This window comes from Candidatus Sphingomonas colombiensis, from assembly GCA_029202845.1.
GTDB classification, from domain to species: Bacteria; Pseudomonadota; Alphaproteobacteria; order Sphingomonadales; family Sphingomonadaceae; genus Sphingomonas; species Sphingomonas colombiensis.
In genome coordinates this window covers 1,608,009-1,631,323 of the sequence record CP119315.1, presented here as the reverse complement: position 1 = coordinate 1,631,323, position 23,315 = coordinate 1,608,009, and the positions used below count along the sequence as shown (strand labels likewise).

The following is a 23,315-nucleotide window of genomic DNA, read 5'->3' as shown; positions in this document are numbered from 1 at the left end:
GAACACCTGAGCCGTGGTTACCGCGCGTTCGTCGCCATCCGGTTAACCACCGTTGTTTTTAATTGGCCGCTGCCGACAAACCGATTGGACGCCATGCCCCAGGCTCAGCGCAGATAATCGAACAGCGACATGCCGGAGAGCTTGGAAAAGCTCGCCTGCGTCGCCTGCAGCACGGTCATCGTCTTTTGCAATTCGGTGATCGCGGTCGAATAATCGAATCCGTCGACGTCAGTGCGTGCCGCCGAACGATCGATCTTCGCGCTTTCGATCTGCCCCGCGACGATATCGACTCGCGCGGCGCGCGCGCCGACCGACGCCTGTGTTCCGATCACCTGATCCGACACTTTCTTCAGCGTATCGGTAGCGCTGGCGGGAATGTCGGTATTGGTGTTGAGCGCAGCCATAATCGCAGCGATCGCGGTCCCAAGATCGCTCGTGTCGGTCTTCAGGAAGCCCGCGGCGTTGTTGCTCGACTGGACCGACTGGCCGTCGCCGATCGGGATCGACGCCGCCTCGCCGGTGCCGAAGCTGAGCGATCCATCGCTGTTCTGCACCACCGCCATTCCACCGGCGCTGCCGCCGAAAAGCGGTCCGCCGCGAATATCGTTGGCGTTTGCTGTGGTGACGATCGTGGTCAGGATGTCGGAAAGCTGGCTGGCGATCGCGGCCTTGCCCGACGGCGTGATCGTGCCGCTTGCCGCCTGGACGAGCAGCGTCGACACCTGCTGTAGCTGGTCACCGATCTGGCCGAGCGCGGTATCCGATTGCGCGAGCACCGATTTCGCGATCGACACGTTCCCGGTATATGCCGCGTCATTGGCATCGGCGCGCGACAAATCCTGCAAACGCTGCCACGCGACGCTGTTGTCGGACGGCGCGAGGATGTTCGTCTGCGCGGTAATCTGCTGGTTGGCACGGGCGATCTGCGCGGTGAGCGAACTCATCGACGACGCCGAGCGATCATAGAACAGATTGGTGGAAGGTGCGATTGTCATCAGCGAATATCCAGAATCGACTGGAACGTGTCCCGCGCCACCTGAATGATGCGGCTCGACGCGGAATAGGCTTGTTGAAACCGCAGCAGATCGACCGCCTCGGTATCGAGATCGACGCCCGATACCGCGTCGCGCGCCGAAATCGCGCCATCGTGGATCGCGGTCTGCGCGGCAGCCACGGTGCTGCGGCTTTGCAGCGCAGCGGCGTTCGAGGAGATGATCGTCGTCACCTTGTTCTCGAACCCGCCGGTGGTGCGCAGGCTTTCGAACTGAAGAATATTGCTGTTGTCGCGCGTGCCGCCGCCAACCGCCGCCGCCGCGATGCCCGAGGGATCGGTGAGCGCGAGCGATATGTCGGTCGGCGCAGCGCCGACGGCGAACATCGGCTGGCCGGCATTGTTGTTGAGATCGCGGCCCTGCGCCTGAAGGGCGTTGACCCCGTTGACGAAACTGGTCGCGAGATTGTTGAGCTGATCGCGCGTGTCGGCGATGCGCTGCGCACCATCTACGATGCCGCCCAGCGCCCCGCCATTCGGCACGAGCGTGGCATAATCGCCGTTGCGTTGCACCGCGAAGGATACCGTGCCGGATGCGTTGCGCGCATAAGTGACGGTTGCGGCGTCATTGCCCGAGACGAGCAGCGGGCCGCCTGAACCACCCGCGCGGACGGAAGCGCGGCCCGCCGCATCGAACGTCACGTTGACATCGACCAGCGCGCTCATCTGATCGAGGATCGCGTCACGCTGGTCGGACAGAGCAGCGGACTGCGCGCTGTTGGCGCCGACGCGGCCCAGCCCCTCATTCACCTTCGCAAGCGATGTGGCGAGCGCGTTGAGGCTGGCGGTCGCCTGATCGGCGGTCGCGTCGAGATCGGCGGTCACCTGTGCCAGCGCATTGCCGGTCGCGGCGAAAGCGCCGGCGACGGTGGTGGCATTTTCGAGCATCGTCGCACGCGGCGCGCTCGATCCCGGATCGGCGGCAACCGCCTTGGCGGCATTGAAGAAGCTGGTCAGGCTGGTGGAGAGATCAGGCCCGGTCAGCGCGGACTGGATGCGATCGAGCCATACCGATCCCGCCTGTGTCCGCGCGAGATCCGCGCCGGATGCGCGCACCGCAGCGGATTTGAACATGTCCGACGCGCGATTCACGCCCGCCGCGATCGAACCATAGCCGTTCATCGCCGAGGCGGCGGTGAGCAGCCCCGCCGGCGCAGCGACCTCCTTCACGGTGATCGAGCGCCGCGCGTAAGACGTATTGCCGACGTTCGCGATGTTCTCCGACACCGTCGAAAGCGCCGTCTGATACGTGCGCACGCCCGAAGCGCCGATGGAGAGCAGGTCGGCCATCAGCTGTCCGTGGACGCGCCATGGTTAAGATCGGGTTGCGACCGCGCGAGGAAATCGGTCATCGCCTTGCCGATGCCGATCGGCGCGTGTTGCGCCATCTGCTGCACGACCTTTTGATCCTGCATGTCGCGGAATGTATCGAGCGCCTTGCTGTCGAACAGCGGATCGGCGAGCTTCGCCGCCCTCATCGATTTCAGCATCATGCCGGTGAACACCGATTCGAACTGCTGCCCGGCCTTGGCGAGATTCTCTTTCGAGGCGGTCCGCGACAGGCCGGTATCAAGCCCGGTCGCGCCCGTGATCTGCGTCTTGGCGACGGCGCTGGCGATATTGTCGGTCATAGCACGATCAGCTCCGCCTTCAGCGCGCCCGCTTCCTTCAGCGCCTCGAGAATGGCGACCAGATCGGCCGGCGACGCGCCGATCGCGTTCACCGCCTTCACCACGTCGGCCAGCTTCGGCCCCGGCGCGAGCAAGAACATCGGACGGTGCTCCTCATCGACGGCGAGGCGCGACTTCTGCTGCGTCGCGGTCTGGCCCTGGCTGAACGGAGCAGGCTGGCTGATCCGCTGGCTTTCATCGATGCGCACGGTCAGCTTGCCATGCGTCACCGCGGCCGGACCCACCCGAACCGCAGAGTTTATAACGACCGTTCCCGTCCGGGCATTAACAATTACTTTCGCGGACGGCTCGGCGGCGACCACATCGAGGTTCTCGATCGTGGACATCAGCGTCGCACGCACATCGGCGCCGGCCGGCGCGCGCACCGAGACGGATACCGCGTCGGTCGCCTGCGCGGTGCCGAAGCCGAGGCGCTGGTTGATCACCGCCGCGACGTTCTGGGCGGTGGTGAAATCAGCGCGCGCCAGGTTGAAGGTGAGCGTCGGCGTCTGATCGAAACCGGTGGCGACCGCGCGTTCGACGGTCGCGCCCTCGGGGATGCGCCCGGTGGAGGGGATGTTGACGACAATCTGCGATCCGTCCTTGCCCTCCGCGCCCAGCCCGCCGACCGCCAGATTGCCCTGCGCCATCGCATAGACCTGCCCGTCCGCGCCGAGCAGCGGGGTCAGCACCAGCGCGCCGCCGCGCAGCGATTTCGCCTTGCCGACCGAAGCGACGGTGATGTCGATCCGCTGACCGGGCTTGGCGAAGGCGGGCAGTTCGGCGGTGATCATCACCACCGCCGCGTTCTTCAGGCCCGGATTGACGTTCGACGGCAATTGGAGGCCGAAGCGCGAGGCCACCGCCTTCACCGATTGCACGGTGAATTCCAGATTGTCGTCCCCCGTGCCGGGCAGGCCGACGACGATGCCGTAACCCGTCAGCTGGTTGGAGCGGATGCCCTGAAAGCCGCCGAGATCCTTGATGCGATCGGCGCCGGCCGGATTGGCCGACAGGATCGCGACAAGGAGCGCGATCAACGCGAGCCACCAGCCGCCATGGCTGGCGCGGCGCACGGAAAGCGAGGGAAAAGCGAGGCTGGTCATCAGAACGGACTCACCACCTGGAAGAAGCGGCTCAGCCAGCCCTGACGGCTGGCGCGGGCGACGTCGCCCTTGCCGGTGTAAGCGATCTGCGCGTCGGCCACGCGGGTCGACAGCACGTTATTGTCGAGATCGATATCCGCGATGCGGACGATGCCCTTGATCTGGACGACCTCGTCACCGCGGTTGAGCGTGACGTGTTTCTGCCCCTGCACCAGCATCGTGCCATTGGGGAAAACCTGCGCCACCGTCACCGAAATCGCGCCGGTGAGCGAATTGGCCTGATCGGTCGTGCCGGTGCCCTTGAAATTGCGCGTGCCGCTCGCCGAGGCGTCGGTCGACTTGAACAGCGAAAGCGGGCCGGTGGTCGGCGGGGTGAGGCCGAAGCCGCCACCCGAATCGAGCTTCGACGACGCGGATTTGGACGCGGCGGTGCGCTCGACCAGCACGATCGTCAGCGGATCGCCGACACGACGCGCGCGCCATCCCTCGTGCAACGCCGCATAGCCGCCGGATACCTGGAAAATCGAGCCGTTGGGCTGCGCGGCGGCTTCGGGTTGGGCCATCGGCGCAAGACGGGCGGCGGAGAAATCCTCCGTCGGGCCCTTCTTGGCGAACAGCTTGGCATCGGCCGGCGAGATCGCGGCCAGCGCGACCGCGAGGCCGACGAAGGAAAGTGAAGCGCGCATCATGTCCGATCCCGGCATCAGAGGTTCTGGTTGACGTATTTGAGCATGTCGTCGGTGGCCGAGATCATCTTGGAATTGACCTCATAGGCGCGCTGCGTCTCGATCATGTCGACGAGCTCCTCGACGACGTTGACGTTCGATGCCTCCAGCATGCCCTGTCGCACGGTGCCGCGTCCGTCCTCGCCAGGCACGCCCATGTTGGCGGCGCCCGATGCGGCGGTTTCCTTGACGTAATTGTCCCCGGCGCTCTGCAAACCCGCCGCATTGGGGAAGTTCGCGACCTGGATCTGCCCCAGCGTCTGCGCGTTGGTCTGGCTCGGCAGCGTGGCGGAGACGGTGCCGTCGGTGCCGATCGTGATCGAGGTCGCGCCTTCCGGCACGGTGATCCCCGGCATCACCTGATAGCCGTCACTCGTGACGAGCAGCCCTTCGGGCGAGCGCGAGAAATTGCCCGCGCGGGTATAGCCAAGCTGGCCGCCGGGCATCTGCACCTGGAAATAACCGTCGCCGTCGATCGCGAGATCGAGGCTGTTGCCCGTGGTGTTGAGCGATCCCGCCGTATCCATCCGCGCGGTGCCCTGAATGCGCACGCCGGTGCCGAGATTGAGCCCGGTGGCATATTGCGTCGACTGGGTCGATTGCGCGCCCGGCGCGGTGACCGTCTGATATCCCAATGTCGCGAAGGCGGCGCGATCGCGCTTGAACGCGGTGGTGTTCACGTTCGCGAGATTGTTCGAGATGACGCGCATGCGCATGTCCTGGGCATCGAGCCCGGTGCGCGCGATATGCATGGCGGCGGTGGTCATCGTTCAGTTTCCTCAGGCTGGAAGGCGCATGATCGACGCAGCGCCCTCATCCATGTCTTTGGCGTTCTTGAGCAGGTTGGCCTGCACTTCGTAGCTGCGCTGGTTCTCGATCATGTCGACCAGCGCCTGCGTCATGTTGACGTTCGATCCCTCGAGCGTGCCGGAAACGACCTGCGCATCGAGATTTTCCGGCAGCGCGCCGCCGCCGCGAACATGGAGCAGATTATCCACCCCCTTCACGGTATTGGCGCCGTTGTCGGAGACGAGCTTGATCTTGTCGATCACCTCGGGCTTGCCGCTGGCATCGCCCTGCGCGACGATCGAGATCGAGCCGTCCGCGCCGATCGAGAGCGAGTTATACGGCGGGATGGTGATCGGGCCGCCCTGGCCCATCACCAGAAACCCGTCGCCGGTCTGCAACGTGCCCGATGCCGAAACCGACAGGTCGCCGCGCCGCGTATACGCCTCGCCGCCTTCCGGCGCCTGTACCGCGATCCAGTCGTTACGGCCCGAAACCGCCACGTCGAGGCTACGCCCGGTGGAGATCAGCGTGCCCTGCGAGCGATCCGCATCGGTAACTTCGGACGAGGTGGGCGAGCGTGCCATCAGCTCCGCGCCGCCGCCCCGCATCTGGATCTGATCGAACACGACCCGATCCGCACGAAAGCCGGTGGTGGAGGCGTTGGCCATATTGTTGGCGATCGCGGCCTGGGCCTGCATATGCGCCCTGAGCCCCGTCGCCGCCGTATAGACCAATTTATCCATTTACGCCTCCCGCCCGTCTTTCGCGATCACGACCGGATGTTGAAGATCGTCTGCGAAATCTGGTTCGCGGTATCGAGCGCCTTGGAATTCGCCTGGAAATTGCGCTGTGCCGCGATCAGATTGACCAGTTCCTCGGTGATATCGACGTTCGAGCGCTCGATCGTGCCGGTCATCAGCGTGCCGAAGCCGTTCTCGCCGGCGGAACCCGCCATCGCGGCGCCCGACAGACCCGTCGCCGTCCAATAGCTCGAACCGACCTGTCGCAGCCCGGCGGGATTGGCGAAGTTGACCACGGCCACCTTGCCGAGATTGACGATGTCGCCGTTCGAGTAGCTCGCCTTGACCAGGCCGCCCTCATCGATCGTCACGCCTTCGAGCTGGCCGACCGAGGTGCCGTCCTGCGAACGCGCGCTGACGTTGAAGGGCGATGCGACCTGCGTGGTACCAGCGTTGAAATCGAGCTTCACGGTCTGCGCCACGCTCGCGCCCGCCGGGGTGACCGGATCGAACGTCGTCGAATTGCCCGAGGTGAGCTGGCCGCTGCTGTCGAACGTCATCGTCACCGCGCCGGAACCGCCCGATTGCAGCGCCTGATCGCCGATGAAGCTATAGGCCGACCAGGTGGTGTTGCCCGCCGCATCCGGCGTCGTCTCGCGCCGGAAATAGGTGGTCATGGTCACGGCATTGCCGTTGCCATCGTACACCGTGCTCGAGGTCGAATTGTTATAGCTCGACGGATCGAAGCGATCGAACGTCGCGGTCGCCGGAATGCCGGCGCTCGACGAGAGGTTCATGGTATATTTGACGTTGCCCGTGGGCACCGCGACGCCGCTGGTGGCCGGCAGGTTGAGTGACACCGTCGAATCAAGTCCGCTGGCAACCACCGCGCCCGAGCCGTCCACCGGATAGACCTGCAGATAGCCGCCGTTCCCATCCACCACATTGTGGTTGGCATCGACGCTGAAGCCGCCGTTGCGGGTGAAATTGACCTTCGAGGAATCGGGGTTGGTCTTGACCGCGAAGAACCCGTCGCCCGAAATCGCGAGATCGAGCACGTTGGTCGACTGGATGAAGCTGCCCTGCCCGAATTGCTGGACGTTGCCCTTCACCGTCACGCCCGAGCCGACCATCGAGGTGGGCGAGGTGGAGACGTTGCTGGCGATCACGTCGGCGAATTCACTGCGCGACTTCTTGAAACCGTTGGTGGCGACGTTGGCCAGATTGTGGCTGATTACCGACAGATCGGTCTGCGCCGCCTGAAGGCCGGTGAGCGAGGTGTAGAAGGACATCTGGATTACTCCTGTTAAACTCAGCCGATCTGGCGGACGGTGGAAGCGTCGACATCACCGATGCCGGGAAGCGAGAGCATCGCCTTGCCGCTGGTGGTCGACACCGATTGCACCGGCGCCCAGACGAGCCCGGTGGATGGAATGGTGACCCCGCTGTTCTGGGCGGTGACGGTGACGGTGAACGGGCCGGTTCCGGCATCGGCGCCCTGATCGGTCGTGCCGTCCCAGTCATAGAGCGCGGTGCCCTTGGCATGGGCGCCGAGCTTCATCGTCTTCAGCACCTGCCCGTTCTGGTCGGAGATGGTCACGTTGACGTTGGTGGCATCGCCACTCAGCTCTACCCCGCCAGTGAGGCCGCCGGAGGTGCGGCCATAGGCCGTGCTGCCGGGCACCAGCACCGTTTTGCCGATATAGCTGACGGCATCCGCGGTGGTGGTCGCACCCAGCTTGTCGGAAATCGCCTTCAGCGTCGTCGACATATCGGTGATGCCGGCGAGCGAGGAGAATTGCGCCATCTGCGCGACCATCTGGGTGTTGTCGACCGGCGCGAACGGATCCTGGTTCTGCATCTGCGCGGTCATCAGCTTCAGGAAGTCGCTTTGACCGAGCGTGGTCGAACCACTGGTCGTGTTGCTGGTCGCGGTGTTGCTCGTGGTTCGGTTGATGCCGAGCGACGCGAGCGTCGAATCGAAGGTGCTAGCGGTCATTTATCAGCGCCCCATCTTGATGGTGTCGAGGATCAACGACTTGGCGGTGTTCATCACCTCGACGTTGTTCTGGTAGCTGCGAGCCGTTTCCATCATGTCGACCAGCTCACGGGTCTCATCGACGGCGGCCTCGTAGATATTGCCGTCCTTGTCCGCGATCGGGTTGGTCGGATCGTAACGCTTGGTCGGCGTGCCGCCGGCGGTCACGACCTGCTCGACATCGACGGTGGACATGCCGGACGCCTTGTCGAAGCTGGTGCGGAACACCGGCTTGATCGTGCGATAGGCTGTGTCCTCCGACCCGGAGACCCCGCCGGCATTGGCGAGATTCGACGCGGTGGTGTTCATCCGCACGAGCTGCGCGGACATCGCACGCCCCGCGACCTGGAAGATCGTCATCGGCGTGGCCATGCTTATTCTCCTCTCAGCGCGCGGGTGATCTGGCTGATCCGCCCGTTCAGAAAGGAAAGCGTCGTCTGATACTGGACGGCGTTTTCGGCAAAGGCGGTCTGCTCCTGACTCAGATCGACGGTGTTGCCGTCCATCGAGGTTTGCAGCGGCACGCGATATTTGACGCTCGCATCAAAGCCGCCGGCGCCGGTCTGCTCGACGGCCGACAGCGCCTGATGGAAATTGACATCGCGCGCCTTGAAATTGGGGGTGGAGGCGTTGGCGATGTTCGACGCGAGCAACCCCATGCGCTGCGAGCGCACCTCCAGGGCTGATCCGTGAACTCCGAACAACGTGTCGCTGGCCATCGGCCGGGTCTCCTGCACGGGAATGTGCGCGAGAAGATCAGCAAGGCGCGTGCCAATTGCCGATACCGCCGCAACGGAGCCAGTGGCGCCACGCCAAACGGCAAGATCTTGCCGGGCGGCCGGCAACGCTTGCCGCACTGCCGCGGCGATCCGGCAAACGCGTGGCGATCGATTGACGCGACCGCGCAATTGGCCCGCCCCTTGCAATGACAGGCGCATGACCCCCGGCACGTTCCTTGATCCTTATGCGGCGATCATCGTCGGCGGCGGCACGATCGTCGCGGCGATGCTGCGCACACGGTCCGCCGATCTGACGCGTGCGCTGCACGCGCTGATCACGCTGCCACGCCGAGATTTCTCCGCCGAGCCGCTGCTGGAACAGGTGAACGCTTTGTCGCGCATCGCGCGACGCCACGGCACGATCGCGCTCGATCGCTCGGTGATCGTCGACAGCGATGTCGCCACCGCGATCGCGCTGATCGTCGACGGCGAGGGCGCGGAAGGGATCACGCGCGAGTTGCGCCACCGCCGTCGCGCGCGAATCGAGCGGCACGCCGCCGCCGCCGACGTGTGGACCGGAATGGCAGAAGTCGCGCCCGCGATGGGCATGGTCGGTACGCTTGTCGGGCTGGTCGCGATGTTCACGCAGATGAGCGATCCGCGCGCGATCGGGCAGGCGATGGCAGTGGCACTCCTCGCTACGCTTTATGGCGCGCTGATCGCCAATCTCGTCGCGATGCCGATCGCCACCCGGCTCCGCGCCGCCGCGCGCATCGAGGCGTTCGAGCGCGCCCGGCTGGAGGCGCCGCTCGCCGCGCTCGCCGCGCGCGAGGCGCCGCGCAATCCCGTCGGCCCCGTCAGCTTCTCCCCCATGCGGGAGGACGTATCGTGACCGACGACACCGCGTTCGACGAATTTCCCGTGGCAGCCCCCGCACGCCCGCTGTGGCTGATCACGCTCGCCGATCTGGCGCTGCTGCTGATCGGCTTCTTCGTGCTGTTGCAGGCGAACCACCAGCTTGATCCGCGCCAGCTTGCTGACGGGTTGCGCGAAGGCTTCGGCGGCAGCGCTGCGACCCCCGACCCGGCCGCACGAGCGCCGTTGCCGATGCCGCTCGCCGCCAATGCGATGCCGGGATTCGCGCCCGGAAGCGCCGCTTTGCCCGCGTCACCCGATGCGCTGATCGCCTGGGCGACCGAGGCGGCGCGCGATCCGCGTATCGCGCTCACCGTCACGGGGAGCAGCGATGGCTCCCCCGCCGACGTCGATGCCGCGACCGGAAGCGCCGTGGTGCTCGCCACCGATCGCGCCCGCGCGGTCGCCGCCGCGCTGGGGCATGTCGCGCCCGGCCGCATCCTCGTCACCACCACTAATCGACCGGGCCACCGCCAGGTCACCGTCACGTTCGCTTTCGCGGGCGAAGGAAACTCCCGATGATCGCTCTCGCTCTTCTCGCCGCCGCCTCGTTCCAGGATATCGCCGCGCTCGATCGCGGAATCGCCGCCTTCACCGGGCGCGCGATCGGGCAGGAAGGCGGCCCGCGCGCGACGATCGATCCGCGCCTGCGCCTCGCGCAATGCCCCACGGTATCGATGGCGTGGCGCACCGATGCGCATGACGCGGTGGTCGTTTCCTGCACCGGGCCGGAATGGCGCATCTTCGTACCGGTCGTGATGCCGGCACGCACCACAGTCATCCCCGCTCCCGCCGCCGGTGCCGTCGCACGCGTCGCGGAAAAGGTGATCAAGCGCGGCGACCCGCTGACGATCGAGGCCGGATCGGATGGCTTTTCGATCACCCGCGATGGCATTGCGATGGCCGATGCCGCCCCCGGCGAGCGGCTGATGGTGAAGGTCGAAAACGCGAAGGCGCCGGTACAGGCGGTCGCGGTCGAGGCCGGTCGCGCCACCCTTCCGGGCTGGGCCGAACAATAATGCTAAAACTTTTCCGGCGACGGTCGTTTAGCCCCATGTCAGCGAAACCGGAAAGGTGCGGACATGGTGGATTCGATCGGTGCAAGGCCAGTCACGACAAGCGACCTTCCGGTCGCGCCGATCGTGCGCGTGCAAAATACCAGCGCGGTTCCGGCGGTTTCGAACCAGCCCGACGCGGCGGTGAACTCGAACCTGCAGTCGCAGACACTCGCGTCGCGGCTCGCGGCCACCCCACCCGTCGATTCAAATCGCGTGCAGCGGATCAAGGATGCGCTGGCCAACGGCACTTTCCCGCTTTCTCCCGCGACGCTCGCCGACCAGCTGATCGCGCTGCGCTACGACTGGATGGCGAATGACAAGGCGTGACGCGCTGATCCGCGTGATCGACACGCTCCATGCCGAGATCGCGGCGCTGAAGGCGAACGATATCGCCGGGCTCGAACGCGCGACGGCCGAGAAACTTAACGCCATCGAAACGCTCCGGGCGCTGGGCGATGGCCCCGCCGGCCCCGAATTGCGCGAACTGGCAAGCGAGGCGGATCGCCTCAACGACACTTGCCGCATCTACGTCAACCTGATGGCCGCCAATGTCCGCCGCCGGTTGCAGATGCTGTCCGGCGAGGGTGGCAACGCTTATAGTCGCGGGCCGGTCGTCGCCTACGCATAATTCTGGCACAATTATTGCTGCGTTATCCCTGAACAGGGGACCGAACGCAGCAAATGACCGTCAACGCTATCACGAACGTCGGCCGCATACAGTCCGCGATTCAGCGGGCGGCGGCGCGTACGGGGATCGATTTCGACTATCTGATGGGTCAGGCCAAGGTCGAAAGCGGCCTGAACGCCAACGCGCGCGCCACGACCTCCTCCGCATCCGGCCTGTATCAATTCGTCGATCAGAGCTGGCTGTCGGTGATGAAGCGCCACGGCAGCGAATATGGTCTCGGCTGGGCCGCAGATGCGATCGGCCGCAACGCTTCCGGCCGCATGACGGTGAACGATCCGGCCACGAAACAGGCGATTCTCGCGCTGCGCAACGATCCGGAGATCGCCTCCGCGATGGCCGCCGAGCACGCCTCCGACAATAAGGACGCGCTGGAAAGCTCAACCGGGCGCACCGCCAACGGCACCGATCTCTATATGGCGCATTTCCTGGGGCTGGGCGGTGCGCGCCGCTTCCTGAACGGGATGCAGAACAATCCCGATGCCACCGCCGCCAACATGTTCCCGGCCGCCGCGCGCGCCAATCGCGGGGTGTTCTACGATAGCGACGGCAGCGCGCGATCGCTGTCGGAAGTCTATCAGCGTTTCGCGAGCAAGCTTGGCAATGGCGCCGGCAATGCCGGCAACACCGGCAATAATTTGCCGTCCATGCAATTCGCGGCGCAGGCGCTCGACATGGACGGAGCGACCGTCATCACCGGCGCGTACCAGACCGCGACCGACGCGCTAGCCTGGGCGAGCAACGCGCTCAGCGCACGATCGGGCCAAGCGCAAACGGCCAGCCTGATGCGCCCGACGCCGGATACCGCGCGACTGGCCTATCTGATGCTCGCGAAGATGGGGGGCTAAGGCCAGATGAAGTTCCTCACCAGCGTGCGCGGCGCGGCGCTCCCACTGGCGATCCTGCTGCTCATGGTCGTGCTGGTCGTGCCGATCCCGGCGGCGCTGCTCGACGTTTTCTTCGTCGCCAATATCGCGATCAGCCTCGCGGTGCTGATGGTGGCGCTGAACGCGCAGAAGCCACTCGACTTCTCCTCCTTCCCCACCGTCCTGCTGTTCGCCACCCTATTCCGCCTTGGCCTCAACGTCGCCTCGACCCGCGTCGTGCTGGTCCATGGGCATGAGGGCGAGGCGGCGGCCGGCCATGTGATCGAGGCGTTCGGCACCTTCCTGATCGGCGGCGATTATGTCGTCGGTATCTTCGTCTTCGCGATCCTGATGATCATCAACCTGATCGTGGTGACCAAGGGCGCCGGCCGCGTCTCCGAAGTGTCGGCGCGTTTCACGCTCGATGCATTGCCCGGCAAGCAGATGGCGATCGACGCCGATCTCAACGCCGGCCTGATCACGCCGGACGAAGCCAAGGCGCGCCGCGTCGAGGTGTCGACCGAGGCGGATTTCTACGGATCGATGGACGGTTCGTCGAAATTCGTGAAGGGCGACGCGATCGCGGCGATCCTTATCCTCGCGGCGAATATCATCGGCGGCCTGATCCTCGGCCCCGTCAGCCATGGCATGTCGATCGGCGCGGCGGCCAAGGGCTACACCCTGCTCGCGATCGGCGACGCGCTGGTGGCGCAGCTCCCCAGCCTGATGCTCTCGATCGCCGCCGCCGCGATCGTTACTCGCGTCTCGTCCGAAAAGGATCTCGCCGGCCAGATCGGCAGCCAGTTCGGCTCGTGGCGGACCTGGGCGCCGGTCGCCGCGATCCTCGGGCTGCTCGGCATCCTGCCCGGTATGCCGCACATGGTGATCCTGCCCGCCGCCGCCATCGCCGGTTTCACTGCGTGGAAGCTGCGCCAGATTTCCACGCGCCCCGCCCCCGTCGCGGAAGTGAAGGCCGAGCCGGTCGATCAATCCCGCATCAGCTGGGATGAGGTGACCGATGGCATGATGGTCAACCTCGATATCGGCTACGGGCTGGTTCCGCTGGTCGACGAACGCAAGGGCAGCCCGCTGATGTCGCGCATCACCGGGGTGCGCCGCCAGCTCTCCAAGGAACTCGGCTTCGTCGTGCCGCAGGTGAAGGTGCGCGACGATATCAACCTCGCGCCCTACACCTATCGCCTGCTGGTCGGCGGCGTGGTGCTGGGCGAGGATCAGGTGTCGCCCGACGAGATGCTCGCGCTCGATACCGGCACCGGCTTCGGCGAGCTTCACGGCAAAAAGGCGAAAGACCCCACCTTCGGGCTCGACGCGACGTGGATCGCCCCCGGCGATGCCGATGCCGCGACCGGCGGTGGCTATCTGGTGGTCGATTCAGGCACCGTCATCGCGACGCATCTTAACCATGTGCTCGGCGCGAATGCCGCCGACCTGTTGAGCGCGGACGAGGTGCAGGCGTTGCTCGATGGCCTGAAGGAGCGCAATCCGCAGCTCGTCGCCTCGCTCTCGCCGCAACCGTTGCCGCTGACGACGCTGACGACGGTGCTCAAGAGCCTGCTTGCCGAGGGCCTATCGCTCAAGGAATTCCGCCGCATCGCCGGGGCGATCGCGGTGGTCGCGCAAAAGACCCAGGACGCCGAGGAGATCGTCGAGCTGATCCGCCCCGAGCTTGGCCCGCTGATCATCCAGAAATTGTGCGGCGTGCGCGAGCCGCTGCGCGTGATGACGCTGGAAGGTCAGCTCGAAGGATTGCTCGGCCAGGCGATGCGCGGCGATCCGTCGCGCCGCCACGTAATCGAGCCCGATCTCGGGCGCCGCATCGTCGATGCGCTGCAACGCGCGGCGCAACCACTGGTCAATGAAGCGAAGCCGTTCGCGCTGGTCGTCCAGCCCGCGATCCGCATCGCGATCCGTAAACTCGTCAAAACCGTGCTGCCGGATACCCCTGTCATGAGCTTCTTCGAAGTACCGGAAGACAAGGCCGTCGAGGTTGTCGCCGTGATCGGCGCGCCAGAGGCACTTCCCGCATGAGCGCCGAGCCGCATCGCGACGCATTCGCGAATGCCACCCCGCTCACTTATAGTCCGCGCGCGCGCGCGACGGACGAAAGCGCACTCGTGCGTGAGCATCTGCCGCTGGTCCGGCGGCTGGCGTGGCATGTCCACGGCAGCCTATCGACGGCGGTGGAGGTGGAGGATCTCGTGCAGGTCGGCCTCGTCGCACTGGTGGAGGCGGTCGCCGGGTTCGAGGATCGCGGGCAGGTGACGTTCAAGCAATATCTCGCGACGCGGCTGCGTGGCGCGATGATCGACGAACTGCGACGTCATGCCGCCATGACGCGCGGTGCGATCCGTCGCCGGCGCGACTATCGCCGCGTGACCGCGCAACTCTCGAACGAGTTGGGCCGCACGCCGAGCGATAGCGAAACCGCCGAACGACTGGGCGTGACGATGGAAAAGCTGCGCAGCGATTATGTCACCGCAGAGGCGGTGCGCTTCGATCCGATCGACGAAGTTTATGCCGACGATCAGCCCTGGTTCGCCAGCGACGAGCCCAATGCGTTCGATCAGCTTGCCGAGGGCGAGGTGCGCGATCTGTTGATCGCCGCGATCGAAGCGCTGCCCGATCGTGAAAAGACGGTGATCCATCTTTATCACGTCGAGGAACTGAACCTTGAGGAAATCGGCCAGGTGATCGGCGTGGGCGCCGCGCGCGTCTGCCAGATCAAGGCCGCAGCGCATGCCCGGCTGAAGAAAGCGCTCGCACCGCGCTGACACCACGCAGAGAGAAAGCAATGGCGGCCCCGCGATCCGCGGTGGCCGCCATTTTTCGTTCACCACCGGCGATCCCGCGCGGACAAATGAAAACCCCGGCCGCCTTATCGGCTGCCGGGGTTCGCAATCGGCTCCGACACCCTTGGGGGGGGCGGTGCCGAAGCCGATCTCGCGCTTACTGGAGCAGCTTCATCACGCCCTGCTGCGACTGGTTCGCCTGAGCGAGCATCGCGGTCGAGGCCTGTGCAAGGATCTGCGCCTTGGCGAGGTTCGTCGATTCGGTCGAAAAGTCAGCGTCTTCGATCCGGCTCTTTGCGTCGGACAGGTTGTTGACGTTCGAGGTCAGGTTGTTGACCGCCGATTCGAGCTGGTTCTGCGACGCGCCAAGGCCAGCGCGAGTGTTCGCAATTTCGGCGATCGCATCGTCGAACTGCTTCAGATCCGTGATCGGCGTGGTGGCGCTCGCTGCGGCGGTGACCGTGGTGGTCTTGCCGGCGGCCGCAGTCAGGTCCGTGGACAGATCAAGCGTCACGGTATCGGCGGCGTTGGCGCCCGCCTGGATCGTGACCTTGCCGTCGCCCGCCGCACCGGCCTTGGCGTCGAACAGCGTCTGGCCGTTGAACGTGGTGTTCTTCAGCACCGAATCGATCTGCGTGGCCAGCGCCTTCTGCTCGGCGGCGATGTTCTTCTTGTCTTCGGTCGAATAGGTATCGTTGCCGGCCTGCACACCGAGTTCGCGCATGCGCTGCAGCATGTTGGTCACTTCGTCGAGCGCGCCTTCAGCGGTCTGCGCCATCGAAATGCCGTCGTTGGCGTTGCGGATGCCCTGGCTCATGCCACGGATCTGCGAGGTCATCGACGCGGCGATGGCGAGGCCGGCGGCATCGTCCTTGGCCGAATTGATGCGCTTGCCGGTCGACAGGCGATTCATCGCCTCCGACAGGGCGCTGTTGGCGGTGTTCGAAGCCGCGGTGGCGCGCATCGCGGCGGTGTTGGTTGCGATAACCGTCATGTTTGTTCTCCGTCTTGTCTGACGGGTCCGCCGCCCCCCGAAGTGCGGATGGCCGGGCCGTCATCACTCGAAACGGCCGGTCGGCGGCGCGATTTAGCGGTCGATGTAAAAAATTGCGGATTTTGCCGGCGTCAGCACGCGCGATCACCCACGCCCATATACGCACGCGCGCGCCCGGAAAAAATCTGCCGGCCGGCAATTTCCTATACTTGCCGTTAACCTTTTTCCCTCATTCCGGTCTCACAGAAAAGAGGGGGAAAATGCGCTCGATCGTTCCGTCCGCGGCAGTTGCCGAACGCCATGTTGCGCTCGTCTCGTCGCTGCGCGCCCAGGGTTTCACCGTTGAGGGCCCTGGCGCCCGTGCCACCGCCGCCATGACGTGGCTTGCCGCGCCCGGCGAACCGACTCCGGCGCCCGCGCGTACCGTGGTGCTCGGTGAGGGCGCGCGTGCGGTCGTTCCGGCGCGGGACGGCGCCCCGGCGCGAATCACCTTCGGCCGTGAGGATGCGGTGGTCGGCAATGCTTTCGCCCGCGCGCTGATCGCTGGCGCAGACGCCCCCACCGCCGCCGACCCGGAAAGCCTCGCGCTGTTCGCGCTGGCCGAGCGAGTCGCGGAGGCCGACATTACCGTGCTCATCAACGGGCCCACCGGCACCGGCAAGGAAGTGTTGGCGCGGACGATCCATCTCAATTCGGTGCGTCGCGACGGCCCGTTCATCGCGATCAACTGCGCCGCCCTCCCCGAAACCATGCTGGAAGCGATGCTGTTCGGCCACCAGAAGGGCGCCTTCACCGGTGCCTCATCCGGCGGCGAAGGCTTTTTCCGCGCAGCGCATGGCGGGACGATCCTACTCGACGAAATCGCCGAAATGCCGCTCGCGCTGCAGTCGAAGCTATTGCGCGTACTGCAGGAGCGCGAGGTTGTGCCGATCGGCGCGACTCACCCCGTGGCGGTCGACGTGCGCGTCATCGCCTGCGCCAACCGCGATCTCCAGACGGAGGTGGCGGAGGGCCGTTTCCGCGCCGACTTGTACTATCGCCTGTCGGTATTTCCGCTCGCCACCAAGGCGCTGTCGGAGCGCCCGCAGGACATTCCGGCGCTCGCCGCGACGATGATTCTGCGCCACGCACGCAACCGCGCGACCGTGCCATGGCCAACGGCCGAGGCGATCGCGGCACTTGCGGCGCATGACTGGCCGGGCAACGTCCGCGAGCTGGAAAACGTTATCCAGCGCGCCCTGTTGTTCGCCAGCGGTGACACGATCGACGCGAGCCACATCCTGTTCGACCGCCCGGCCGCCGCACCGCGCAGCATCGGTGACGAGCCCGCGACGCTGGGCAAGGTGGTGCAGCTTTCCGAGTTCACCGCGATCCGCGAGACGCTGCAAGCCTGCAACGGCAGCCGCATCGAAACCGCGCGGCGACTCGGCATTTCCGAACGCACGCTGCGTTATCGTCTGGCCCGCGCCCGCGAGCAGGGCGAGGATATCGCGGCTCCGCATAGCAGGGTAGCTTCGGCATGAGCGGCATCGACAGCCTCGGCGGCATCGATCGGGTGATGGCGCTCCGCGCGCAGATCCTCGAACGCAATGCCGCTCTTTCGAGCGCGAGCAACGCGGTCGGCGCGGCGAAACCCGCGAACGTTTCCGGTGCGGCGCAGGGCGCGAATTTCGCACAGTCGATGGAGACCGCGCTCTCCAAGGTGAACGACACGCAGCAGAAAGCGTCCGCGCTTTCAGAAGCTTATGAGCGTGGCGAAACGGTCGATATCGCCAAGGTGATGCTCGCCCGTCAGGAAGCCTCGGTCGGCTTCGAAGCGACGCTGCAAGTCCGCAACAAGATCCTGTCCGCCTATAAGGACATCATGAGCATGCCGGTGTAATATGGCCAACGCACTCGCTCCCACAAATCCGGTGATCCCAGAACGGTTCGCCAATCCGCTGCGACAAATCCAAGGGATGCTCGCGCAGCCCGCGGTGCGTCGCGCCGGACCGATGGCATTGCTGATCGGGCTGGTCGGTGCCGCGGCGCTCGCCTGGGCGATGCTGTCGAGCCCGCCGCAGAAGACACTGTTCGCCGGATTGGCCGACAGCGACAAAGCGGCGGTAACCTCCGCGCTCACGGCGGCGAACATCAAGAGCCGAGTCGATAGCGGCACCGATTCGATCACCGTGGCGGAAGACGATTTTGCCCGCGCGCGGATGCTGCTGGCGAGTCAGGGTCTGCCGAAAGCGACGCCCGCCGGCTATGCGATCCTGGATCAACTGCCGATGGGCGTATCGCGCGCTGTGGAGGGCGAACGGCTGCGTCAGGCGCGTGAGACCGAACTCGCCCGCTCGATTCAGGAAATCGACACGGTGGCAGAGGCCCGCGTTCACCTCGCGATGCCCGAATCGAGCGTGTTCGTACGCGACAATGCGGCGCCATCCGCCTCCGTCGTGCTGAAGCTGCAACCGGGGCGCTCGCTCAGCGACGCGCAGGTCGGCTCGATCATCAACCTCGTCGCCTCATCGGTGCCGGGGATGAAGCCCGACAACGTCACCGTCGTCGATCAGATGGGCGGCCTGCTGTCCAAATCCGGCGGCCAGGACGGGAATGGCAGCGAGCAGCGCATCCGCGTGCAGCGCCAGCTTGAGGACAAATATCGCCAGCAGCTCGTGCAATTGCTCACGCCGCTGGTCGGCGCGGGGAATTTCACCGCCGAGGTACAGGCCGACGTCAATCTGGACGAAACGCAGGCGACCCGCGAAAGCTATGATAAGCAGGGCGCGTTGCGCGCCGAAGCCGGCAATTGGACGGGCAATCAGGCGCCCAACGGATCGCCGATGCCCGGCGGCATCCCCGGTGCGCTCAGCAACACGCCGCCGCCCGCCAGCACGCTCCAGAAGGCGCAGCCGGCGACCGGCGCTCAGCCCACCCCTGCCCCGTCGCCGGTGGCGGGTGGCCCCGCGCCCGATGCCAACAAGCAATCCGATCAGTTCCAGCGCGCTTACGATCTGGGCAAGGAAGTCTCGGTCACGCGCGCCGCACCGGGCGGCATCAAGCGCCTGTCGGTCGCCGTCTTGCTGCGCGAACCCGAAAAAGGTCGCCGCACCGCGATGGAGGTGGGGCAGATCACCGATCTGGTGAAATCGGCGGTCGGATTCGATGCGACGCGCAACGACAATGTGACGGTCATCAGCAAGAAGTTCGCCGATGCCACGACGGCCGCGAGTGGCCCGAAATGGTATGACAACAGCTGGCTGCCGGTGATCGCGCGCAACCTGACCGCGATCGTGATCGCGCTGCTCGTGCTGCTGCTGGGCGTCCGCCCGCTGGTCAAAGGGCTGATGAAGAAGCGCGAGGAACCCAGCGACGGGCCGCGCGCGACTCTCGGCGCACCGATGGGCAGCGCCAGCGGTGAAGGCAGTGGCGAAATCGGTGAAGGCGGCGAAAACGCGGTCGCCGGCATCCAGGTAACTGATCCGGTCGGGATCGAGGATCTCGATCGGGCACGGGGTTATGAGGAGCGGATCGGCGCGGTGCGCGGCTTCACGCGCGACAATCCGGCCCGCGCGGCGCTCGCGGTGCGCGACATGATCAAGGCTGACGCACGGTGAACGCCATCGTCCGCAGCTTTAGCGGTATAGAGCGCGCCGCCGTGCTGATGATGCTCGTCGGCGAGGAGGAGGCTGCCGCCATCCTCCAGAAGCTCGAACCCGATGAGGTGCGCCAGCTCGGCAAGGCGATGTTCACCGTCGCCGACGTCAGCGAGGTTGAGGTGGAGGACGTGCTCGACGATTTCGTCGATCGGGCGCGCGAACGCACCGGCATCACCTTCGACCCGCGCCCGAAGATCGAGGCGGTGATGCACCGCGCGCTCGGGCCTGAAAAGGCCGACAGCGTACTGGCCCGCATCACCCCGCCGGAAGCGGCATGCGGTATCGATCTGCTCGACTGGCTGGACGCTACCGAGATCGCCGCGATGATAGAGAAGGAACATCCGCAGATCGCCGCCGTGCTGATCGCCAATCTCGATCCGTCGGTGGGCAGCCAGGTGCTCGAATTGTTGCCGAGCATGGTGCAGCCGGAAATCCTGCATCGCATCGCCAAGCTCGGCCCGATCACGCCCGAAGCGGTGGACACTTTGCGGACGATGCTCGCCAATCGCAGCGCTTCGAAACAGCAGGGCACGCAGGTGCAGCTCGGCGGCACGCGCGAGGCGGCGAAGATCCTGCAAAGCGCGCGCAAGGCGACCGAGCAGCGCGTGATGCCGAAACTGTTCAAGCTCGACAAGGAAACCGCCAAGGCGATCGAGGAGGCGATGTTCGTCTTCGACAACCTGCTCGACATGGACGACAAGAATCTCGGCACGCTGATCCGCAATATCGATGGCGACATCCTCACCCGCGCGCTCAAGGGCGTGGACGAAGCGGCGCGCACGCGCTTCCTCGGCTGCATGTCGGCGCGCGCCGCCGACGGCATCCGCGACGAGATGGAGGCACGTGGCCCGATGAAGCTCAGCGAGGTGCTGGAGGCGCAGAAGGCGATCATCCAGATCGCCCGCAATCTGGCGAAGGACGGCACGATCATGATGGGCGCGGGCGAGGACGATTATGTCTGAGCCGGCACGCGATTTCGTCGCCGGCCTGTCCGCGCGCCACAATGATGCGGCGGTGCGGTTGCGCCGCGTGCTTTCGGAGCGTCCGGCTGGCTTCGCGCCGGCCGATCTCATCGATCGGATCGAACATGCGTTCGGTGGCGTGCCCAATCCGCGCCAGCCTTGCAGCTACGCCCCCGCCAATAACGATGTGATGCCGGACGATCATTGGGACCCGATCGAGCCCGATGCCGAGCCGGCACCGTTCGTCGATCCGGTCGAGGTCGCGCGGCAGGCCGGTTATGATCAGGGCCTCGCCGCCGCCCGCGCCGAACAGGGCGATGCGGCGGAGCGCGATCGCGCGATGCTCGCCCGGCTGGTCGAGGCACTGCGCTCGGATGCACGGATCGACCGCGAGCGGCTGGCGCGCAACCTGCGCCAGACGGTGTTGCATCTGGTGACGCGGATCGTGGGCGAGACGGGCGTCTCGGGCGAGTTGCTCGGCGCACGCGTCAATGCCGCACGCGATCTGATCGCCGATGCCACCGAAAGCGCGGTGCTGCGCGTCAACCCCGCCGATATGGCGCTGGTCGCCGGGCATCTCCCCGCGACGATCGCACCAATGAGCGACGCCGAAATTGCGCGGGGCAGCTTCGTGCTGGAAGCTGCATCGACGATTGTGGAGGACGGCCCCGAGCTGTGGCTCGAACAGCTTACCCGGACGCTCGACAAGGTCGCGGTGCCGGCGTTCGCCCCGCCGATCGACTGACGCGGCGATGCTAAACAGCTTCACCGACGATTATCTGGCGGCACTGGCCCCCGGTGATTTCCATCCGACGCCGAAAGTATCGGGGCGGCTCGCCTCTTTCGACGGGCTGCTGATGGAAGCGATCGGGCTCAATCTGCCGGTCGGCACCGTTTGCCAGGTCGGCGAGCGCACCGCGTCGGTCGAGGCCGAGGTGATTGGTTTTCGCAACGGCCGCACCCTGTTGATGAATCTCGGCGGCCCGGCGCCGCTGCTCCCTCATGCGCCGGTGCGCCCGATCGGCCCTCCCGGCGAGGCGGAGGTGGGCAAGGCGCTGCTCGGCCGCGTGGTGGACGGCGCGGGTCGCCCGATCGACGGGCTCGGCGCGATTCGCGGGGCCGGTGCGTGGCCGCTCGCGGGCAAGCTGCAATCGCCGCTCGATCGCGGACGTGTTCTCCAGCCGCTCGATGTCGGCGTCCGCGCGATCAACGGCTTGCTCACGATCGGCAAGGGTCAGCGCATCGGCATCATGGCCGGCTCTGGCGTCGGCAAATCGGTGCTGCTCGGCATGATGGTCCGCGCCGCGAAAGCAGACGTGATCGTCATCGGCCTGATCGGCGAACGCAGCCGCGAAGTGGCTGACTTCCTCGAAACCAAGGTGGCCGGCGAGGCGCGCGCCAAGAGCGTCGTGGTCGCGGTGCCCGCCAATCACTCGCCCGTGCTGCGCATTCGCGGCGCGCTGCGCGCCACCGCGATCGCCGAAGCATTCCGTGCCGAGGGCAAGGATGTGCTGCTGATCATGGATTCGCTGACCCGCGTCGCGCACGCCGGGCGCGAGATCGGGCTGGCGCTGGGCGAACCGGCATCGGCGCGCGGCTATCCGCCGTCGGCGATCGCGATGCTGCCCAATCTGATCGAACGCGCGGGCACCGACGTGACCTCGGGCGGATCGATCACCGCCATCTATACGGTGCTTGCCGATGGCGACGACGGCAACGATCCGGTGGTCGATTCGGCGCGCTCGATCCTCGACGGACATATCGTGCTGAGCCGCCAGCTCGCCGAACGCGCCGTCTATCCCGCGATCGACGTGTCGAAATCGGTGAGCCGGGTGATGACCGACATTGCCGTTCCCGCGCATCTCCATGCCGCGCGCGTGCTGCGCCGCCACCTCGCCACTTATGAAGAAAATCGCGATCTCGTGCTGATGGGTGCCTATCGCAACGGTAGCGATCCGGAGATCGACGCCGCCATCGCCTATCACCCCGCCGTGATGGAATTCGTGCGGCAGGATGCCGACGCGATCATCCCGCTGGAGGATTCGGTGGCTGAGCTTACCGGCGTGTTCGGCGATGCCTGACGCTGATTTTGCCGCGATGCCGCGCTTCAATCATGGCTGATGCGAAGAAACTCACGCGCGTCCTGCGGGTGCGGACGCTGCAACTGGGGCTGGCACAGGCGCAGGAAATGCGGATGCGCGAGACGCACGCGAATGAAACCGCGCTGTCCTCGCGCATCGCGCGGCTCGCCGCCGATGTCGCGCCGACAGCCGATAGCGCCGCCGGCGTCTCGCTCGCCGCCGCGGCATATTATCGCGATCGGTTACACCGTTCCGCCGAAACCGCCGCCAACCGCGTCCGTACCGCCGAGGTGGAGGCTCAGCGCGCCGCCGAAGCGACCCGCGCGGCAAAGCGTGATCAGAGCGCGGTGGAGAAACTGATCGCCCGCGCGGAGACTGAGGCGGCGCTCCTCGAAATCCGCAAGCTGCGCGATGCGCCGCCGACGCGAAAGGTTCGGCACGATCCTTGCTGAATGATCGGCGGGG

27 protein-coding genes are annotated in these 23,315 nt (G+C 66.0%); 15 read left to right on the top strand and 12 right to left on the bottom strand.

Annotated features, from left to right (window positions below; translation table 11 throughout):
• Positions 1-104 precede the first annotated feature (104 nt).
• From P0Y64_07840 to P0Y64_07790, 11 genes are read right to left on the bottom strand one after another with little or no spacing between them, the layout of a single operon-like run.
• Positions 105-995: a flagellin gene (locus P0Y64_07840; protein ID WEK44685.1), complete on the bottom strand. Its 891-nt coding sequence runs from the start codon at positions 993-995 to the stop codon at positions 105-107.
• A complete protein-coding gene (flgK, locus tag P0Y64_07835) occupies positions 995-2,341 on the bottom strand; it encodes a flagellar hook-associated protein FlgK (GenBank protein WEK44684.1) in 1,347 nt (448 codons plus the stop codon). Before flgK ends, P0Y64_07840 begins: the two co-directional genes overlap by 1 nt.
• Complete coding sequence (locus tag P0Y64_07830; protein ID WEK44683.1) at positions 2,341-2,682, bottom strand: rod-binding protein; 342 nt, start codon at positions 2,680-2,682, stop codon at positions 2,341-2,343. Before P0Y64_07830 ends, flgK begins: the two co-directional genes overlap by 1 nt.
• A complete protein-coding gene (locus P0Y64_07825) occupies positions 2,679-3,827 on the bottom strand; it encodes a flagellar basal body P-ring protein FlgI (protein ID WEK44682.1) in 1,149 nt (382 codons plus the stop codon). Before P0Y64_07825 ends, P0Y64_07830 begins: the two co-directional genes overlap by 4 nt.
• Positions 3,827-4,513, bottom strand: coding sequence for a flagellar basal body L-ring protein FlgH (locus P0Y64_07820; GenBank protein WEK45009.1), 687 nt, complete (start codon positions 4,511-4,513; stop codon positions 3,827-3,829). The genes P0Y64_07825 and P0Y64_07820 overlap by 1 nt, the downstream gene beginning before the upstream one ends.
• Positions 4,514-4,530: 17 nt before the next feature.
• Positions 4,531-5,319, bottom strand: a complete 789-nt coding sequence (gene flgG / locus P0Y64_07815) for a flagellar basal-body rod protein FlgG (GenBank protein ID WEK44681.1) — start codon at positions 5,317-5,319, stop codon at positions 4,531-4,533.
• A gap of 12 nt (positions 5,320-5,331) precedes the next feature.
• Positions 5,332-6,084 (bottom strand): flagellar basal body rod protein FlgF, encoded by a 753-nt coding sequence (gene flgF, locus P0Y64_07810; GenBank protein WEK44680.1) that lies wholly within the window; start codon positions 6,082-6,084, stop codon positions 5,332-5,334.
• A gap of 26 nt (positions 6,085-6,110) precedes the next feature.
• Positions 6,111-7,373 (bottom strand): flagellar hook protein FlgE, encoded by a 1,263-nt coding sequence (locus tag P0Y64_07805; protein ID WEK44679.1) that lies wholly within the window; start codon positions 7,371-7,373, stop codon positions 6,111-6,113.
• A gap of 20 nt (positions 7,374-7,393) precedes the next feature.
• Positions 7,394-8,080 carry a flagellar hook capping FlgD N-terminal domain-containing protein gene (locus P0Y64_07800; protein WEK44678.1) on the bottom strand — a complete coding sequence of 229 codons (687 nt, stop codon included), beginning with the start codon at positions 8,078-8,080 and terminating at the stop codon, positions 7,394-7,396.
• Between the two features lie 3 nt (positions 8,081-8,083).
• Positions 8,084-8,491, bottom strand: coding sequence for a flagellar basal body rod protein FlgC (gene flgC, locus P0Y64_07795; GenBank protein ID WEK44677.1), 408 nt, complete (start codon positions 8,489-8,491; stop codon positions 8,084-8,086).
• A 2-nt stretch (positions 8,492-8,493) separates the two neighbouring features.
• Positions 8,494-8,838: a flagellar basal body protein gene (locus tag P0Y64_07790; GenBank protein ID WEK44676.1), complete on the bottom strand. Its 345-nt coding sequence runs from the start codon at positions 8,836-8,838 to the stop codon at positions 8,494-8,496.
• Positions 8,839-9,055: 217 nt separating this feature from the next.
• On the opposite strand from P0Y64_07790, the gene P0Y64_07785 reads away from it, so the two are divergent.
• The 8 genes from P0Y64_07785 to P0Y64_07750 all read left to right on the top strand — a co-directional run bounded on the left by P0Y64_07785 (position 9,056) and on the right by P0Y64_07750 (position 15,154).
• Positions 9,056-9,730, top strand: a complete 675-nt coding sequence (locus P0Y64_07785) for a MotA/TolQ/ExbB proton channel family protein (GenBank protein ID WEK44675.1) — start codon at positions 9,056-9,058, stop codon at positions 9,728-9,730.
• Positions 9,727-10,275: a flagellar motor protein MotB gene (locus P0Y64_07780; GenBank protein WEK44674.1), complete on the top strand. Its 549-nt coding sequence runs from the start codon at positions 9,727-9,729 to the stop codon at positions 10,273-10,275. The genes P0Y64_07785 and P0Y64_07780 overlap by 4 nt, the downstream gene beginning before the upstream one ends.
• Positions 10,272-10,772, top strand: coding sequence for a flagella basal body P-ring formation protein FlgA (locus P0Y64_07775; protein WEK44673.1), 501 nt, complete (start codon positions 10,272-10,274; stop codon positions 10,770-10,772). Before P0Y64_07780 ends, P0Y64_07775 begins: the two co-directional genes overlap by 4 nt.
• A gap of 63 nt (positions 10,773-10,835) precedes the next feature.
• Positions 10,836-11,138, top strand: coding sequence for a flagellar biosynthesis anti-sigma factor FlgM (gene flgM, locus P0Y64_07770; protein ID WEK44672.1), 303 nt, complete (start codon positions 10,836-10,838; stop codon positions 11,136-11,138).
• Positions 11,125-11,439 (top strand): flagellar protein FlgN, encoded by a 315-nt coding sequence (locus P0Y64_07765; protein ID WEK44671.1) that lies wholly within the window; start codon positions 11,125-11,127, stop codon positions 11,437-11,439. Before flgM ends, P0Y64_07765 begins: the two co-directional genes overlap by 14 nt.
• Before the next feature lie 53 nt (positions 11,440-11,492).
• Positions 11,493-12,344: a lytic transglycosylase domain-containing protein gene (locus P0Y64_07760; GenBank protein WEK44670.1), complete on the top strand. Its 852-nt coding sequence runs from the start codon at positions 11,493-11,495 to the stop codon at positions 12,342-12,344.
• Positions 12,345-12,350: 6 nt separating this feature from the next.
• Positions 12,351-14,411: a flagellar biosynthesis protein FlhA gene (flhA, locus tag P0Y64_07755; protein WEK44669.1), complete on the top strand. Its 2,061-nt coding sequence runs from the start codon at positions 12,351-12,353 to the stop codon at positions 14,409-14,411.
• A complete protein-coding gene (locus tag P0Y64_07750; protein ID WEK44668.1) occupies positions 14,408-15,154 on the top strand; it encodes a FliA/WhiG family RNA polymerase sigma factor in 747 nt (248 codons plus the stop codon). The genes flhA and P0Y64_07750 overlap by 4 nt, the downstream gene beginning before the upstream one ends.
• A gap of 175 nt (positions 15,155-15,329) precedes the next feature.
• Here P0Y64_07750 and P0Y64_07745 read toward each other — a convergent pair whose 3' ends face one another.
• A complete protein-coding gene (locus P0Y64_07745; GenBank protein WEK44667.1) occupies positions 15,330-16,166 on the bottom strand; it encodes a flagellin in 837 nt (278 codons plus the stop codon).
• A gap of 260 nt (positions 16,167-16,426) precedes the next feature.
• Between P0Y64_07745 and P0Y64_07740 the strand changes: the two genes are divergently transcribed.
• Genes P0Y64_07740 through P0Y64_07710 form a run of 7 tightly spaced genes read left to right on the top strand, consistent with a single transcriptional unit; the run spans position 16,427 to position 23,302 of the window.
• A complete protein-coding gene (locus tag P0Y64_07740) occupies positions 16,427-17,689 on the top strand; it encodes a sigma 54-interacting transcriptional regulator (GenBank protein WEK44666.1) in 1,263 nt (420 codons plus the stop codon).
• Positions 17,686-18,048 (top strand): flagellar hook-basal body complex protein FliE, encoded by a 363-nt coding sequence (gene fliE / locus P0Y64_07735; protein WEK44665.1) that lies wholly within the window; start codon positions 17,686-17,688, stop codon positions 18,046-18,048. The genes P0Y64_07740 and fliE overlap by 4 nt, the downstream gene beginning before the upstream one ends.
• A gap of 1 nt (position 18,049) precedes the next feature.
• A complete protein-coding gene (gene fliF, locus P0Y64_07730; GenBank protein WEK44664.1) occupies positions 18,050-19,765 on the top strand; it encodes a flagellar basal-body MS-ring/collar protein FliF in 1,716 nt (571 codons plus the stop codon).
• Entirely contained in the window at positions 19,762-20,769 is a 1,008-nt protein-coding gene (gene fliG, locus P0Y64_07725) for a flagellar motor switch protein FliG (protein ID WEK44663.1), read from the top strand. Before fliF ends, fliG begins: the two co-directional genes overlap by 4 nt.
• On the top strand, positions 20,762-21,514 hold the full coding sequence (locus tag P0Y64_07720) for a FliH/SctL family protein (protein ID WEK44662.1): 753 nt from the start codon (positions 20,762-20,764) through the stop codon (positions 21,512-21,514). The genes fliG and P0Y64_07720 overlap by 8 nt, the downstream gene beginning before the upstream one ends.
• A 7-nt stretch (positions 21,515-21,521) precedes the next feature.
• Positions 21,522-22,850 carry a FliI/YscN family ATPase gene (locus tag P0Y64_07715; protein WEK44661.1) on the top strand — a complete coding sequence of 443 codons (1,329 nt, stop codon included), beginning with the start codon at positions 21,522-21,524 and terminating at the stop codon, positions 22,848-22,850.
• 32 nt (positions 22,851-22,882) lie between these two features.
• On the top strand, positions 22,883-23,302 hold the full coding sequence (locus P0Y64_07710; protein ID WEK44660.1) for a hypothetical protein: 420 nt from the start codon (positions 22,883-22,885) through the stop codon (positions 23,300-23,302).
• Positions 23,303-23,315 lie beyond the last annotated feature (13 nt).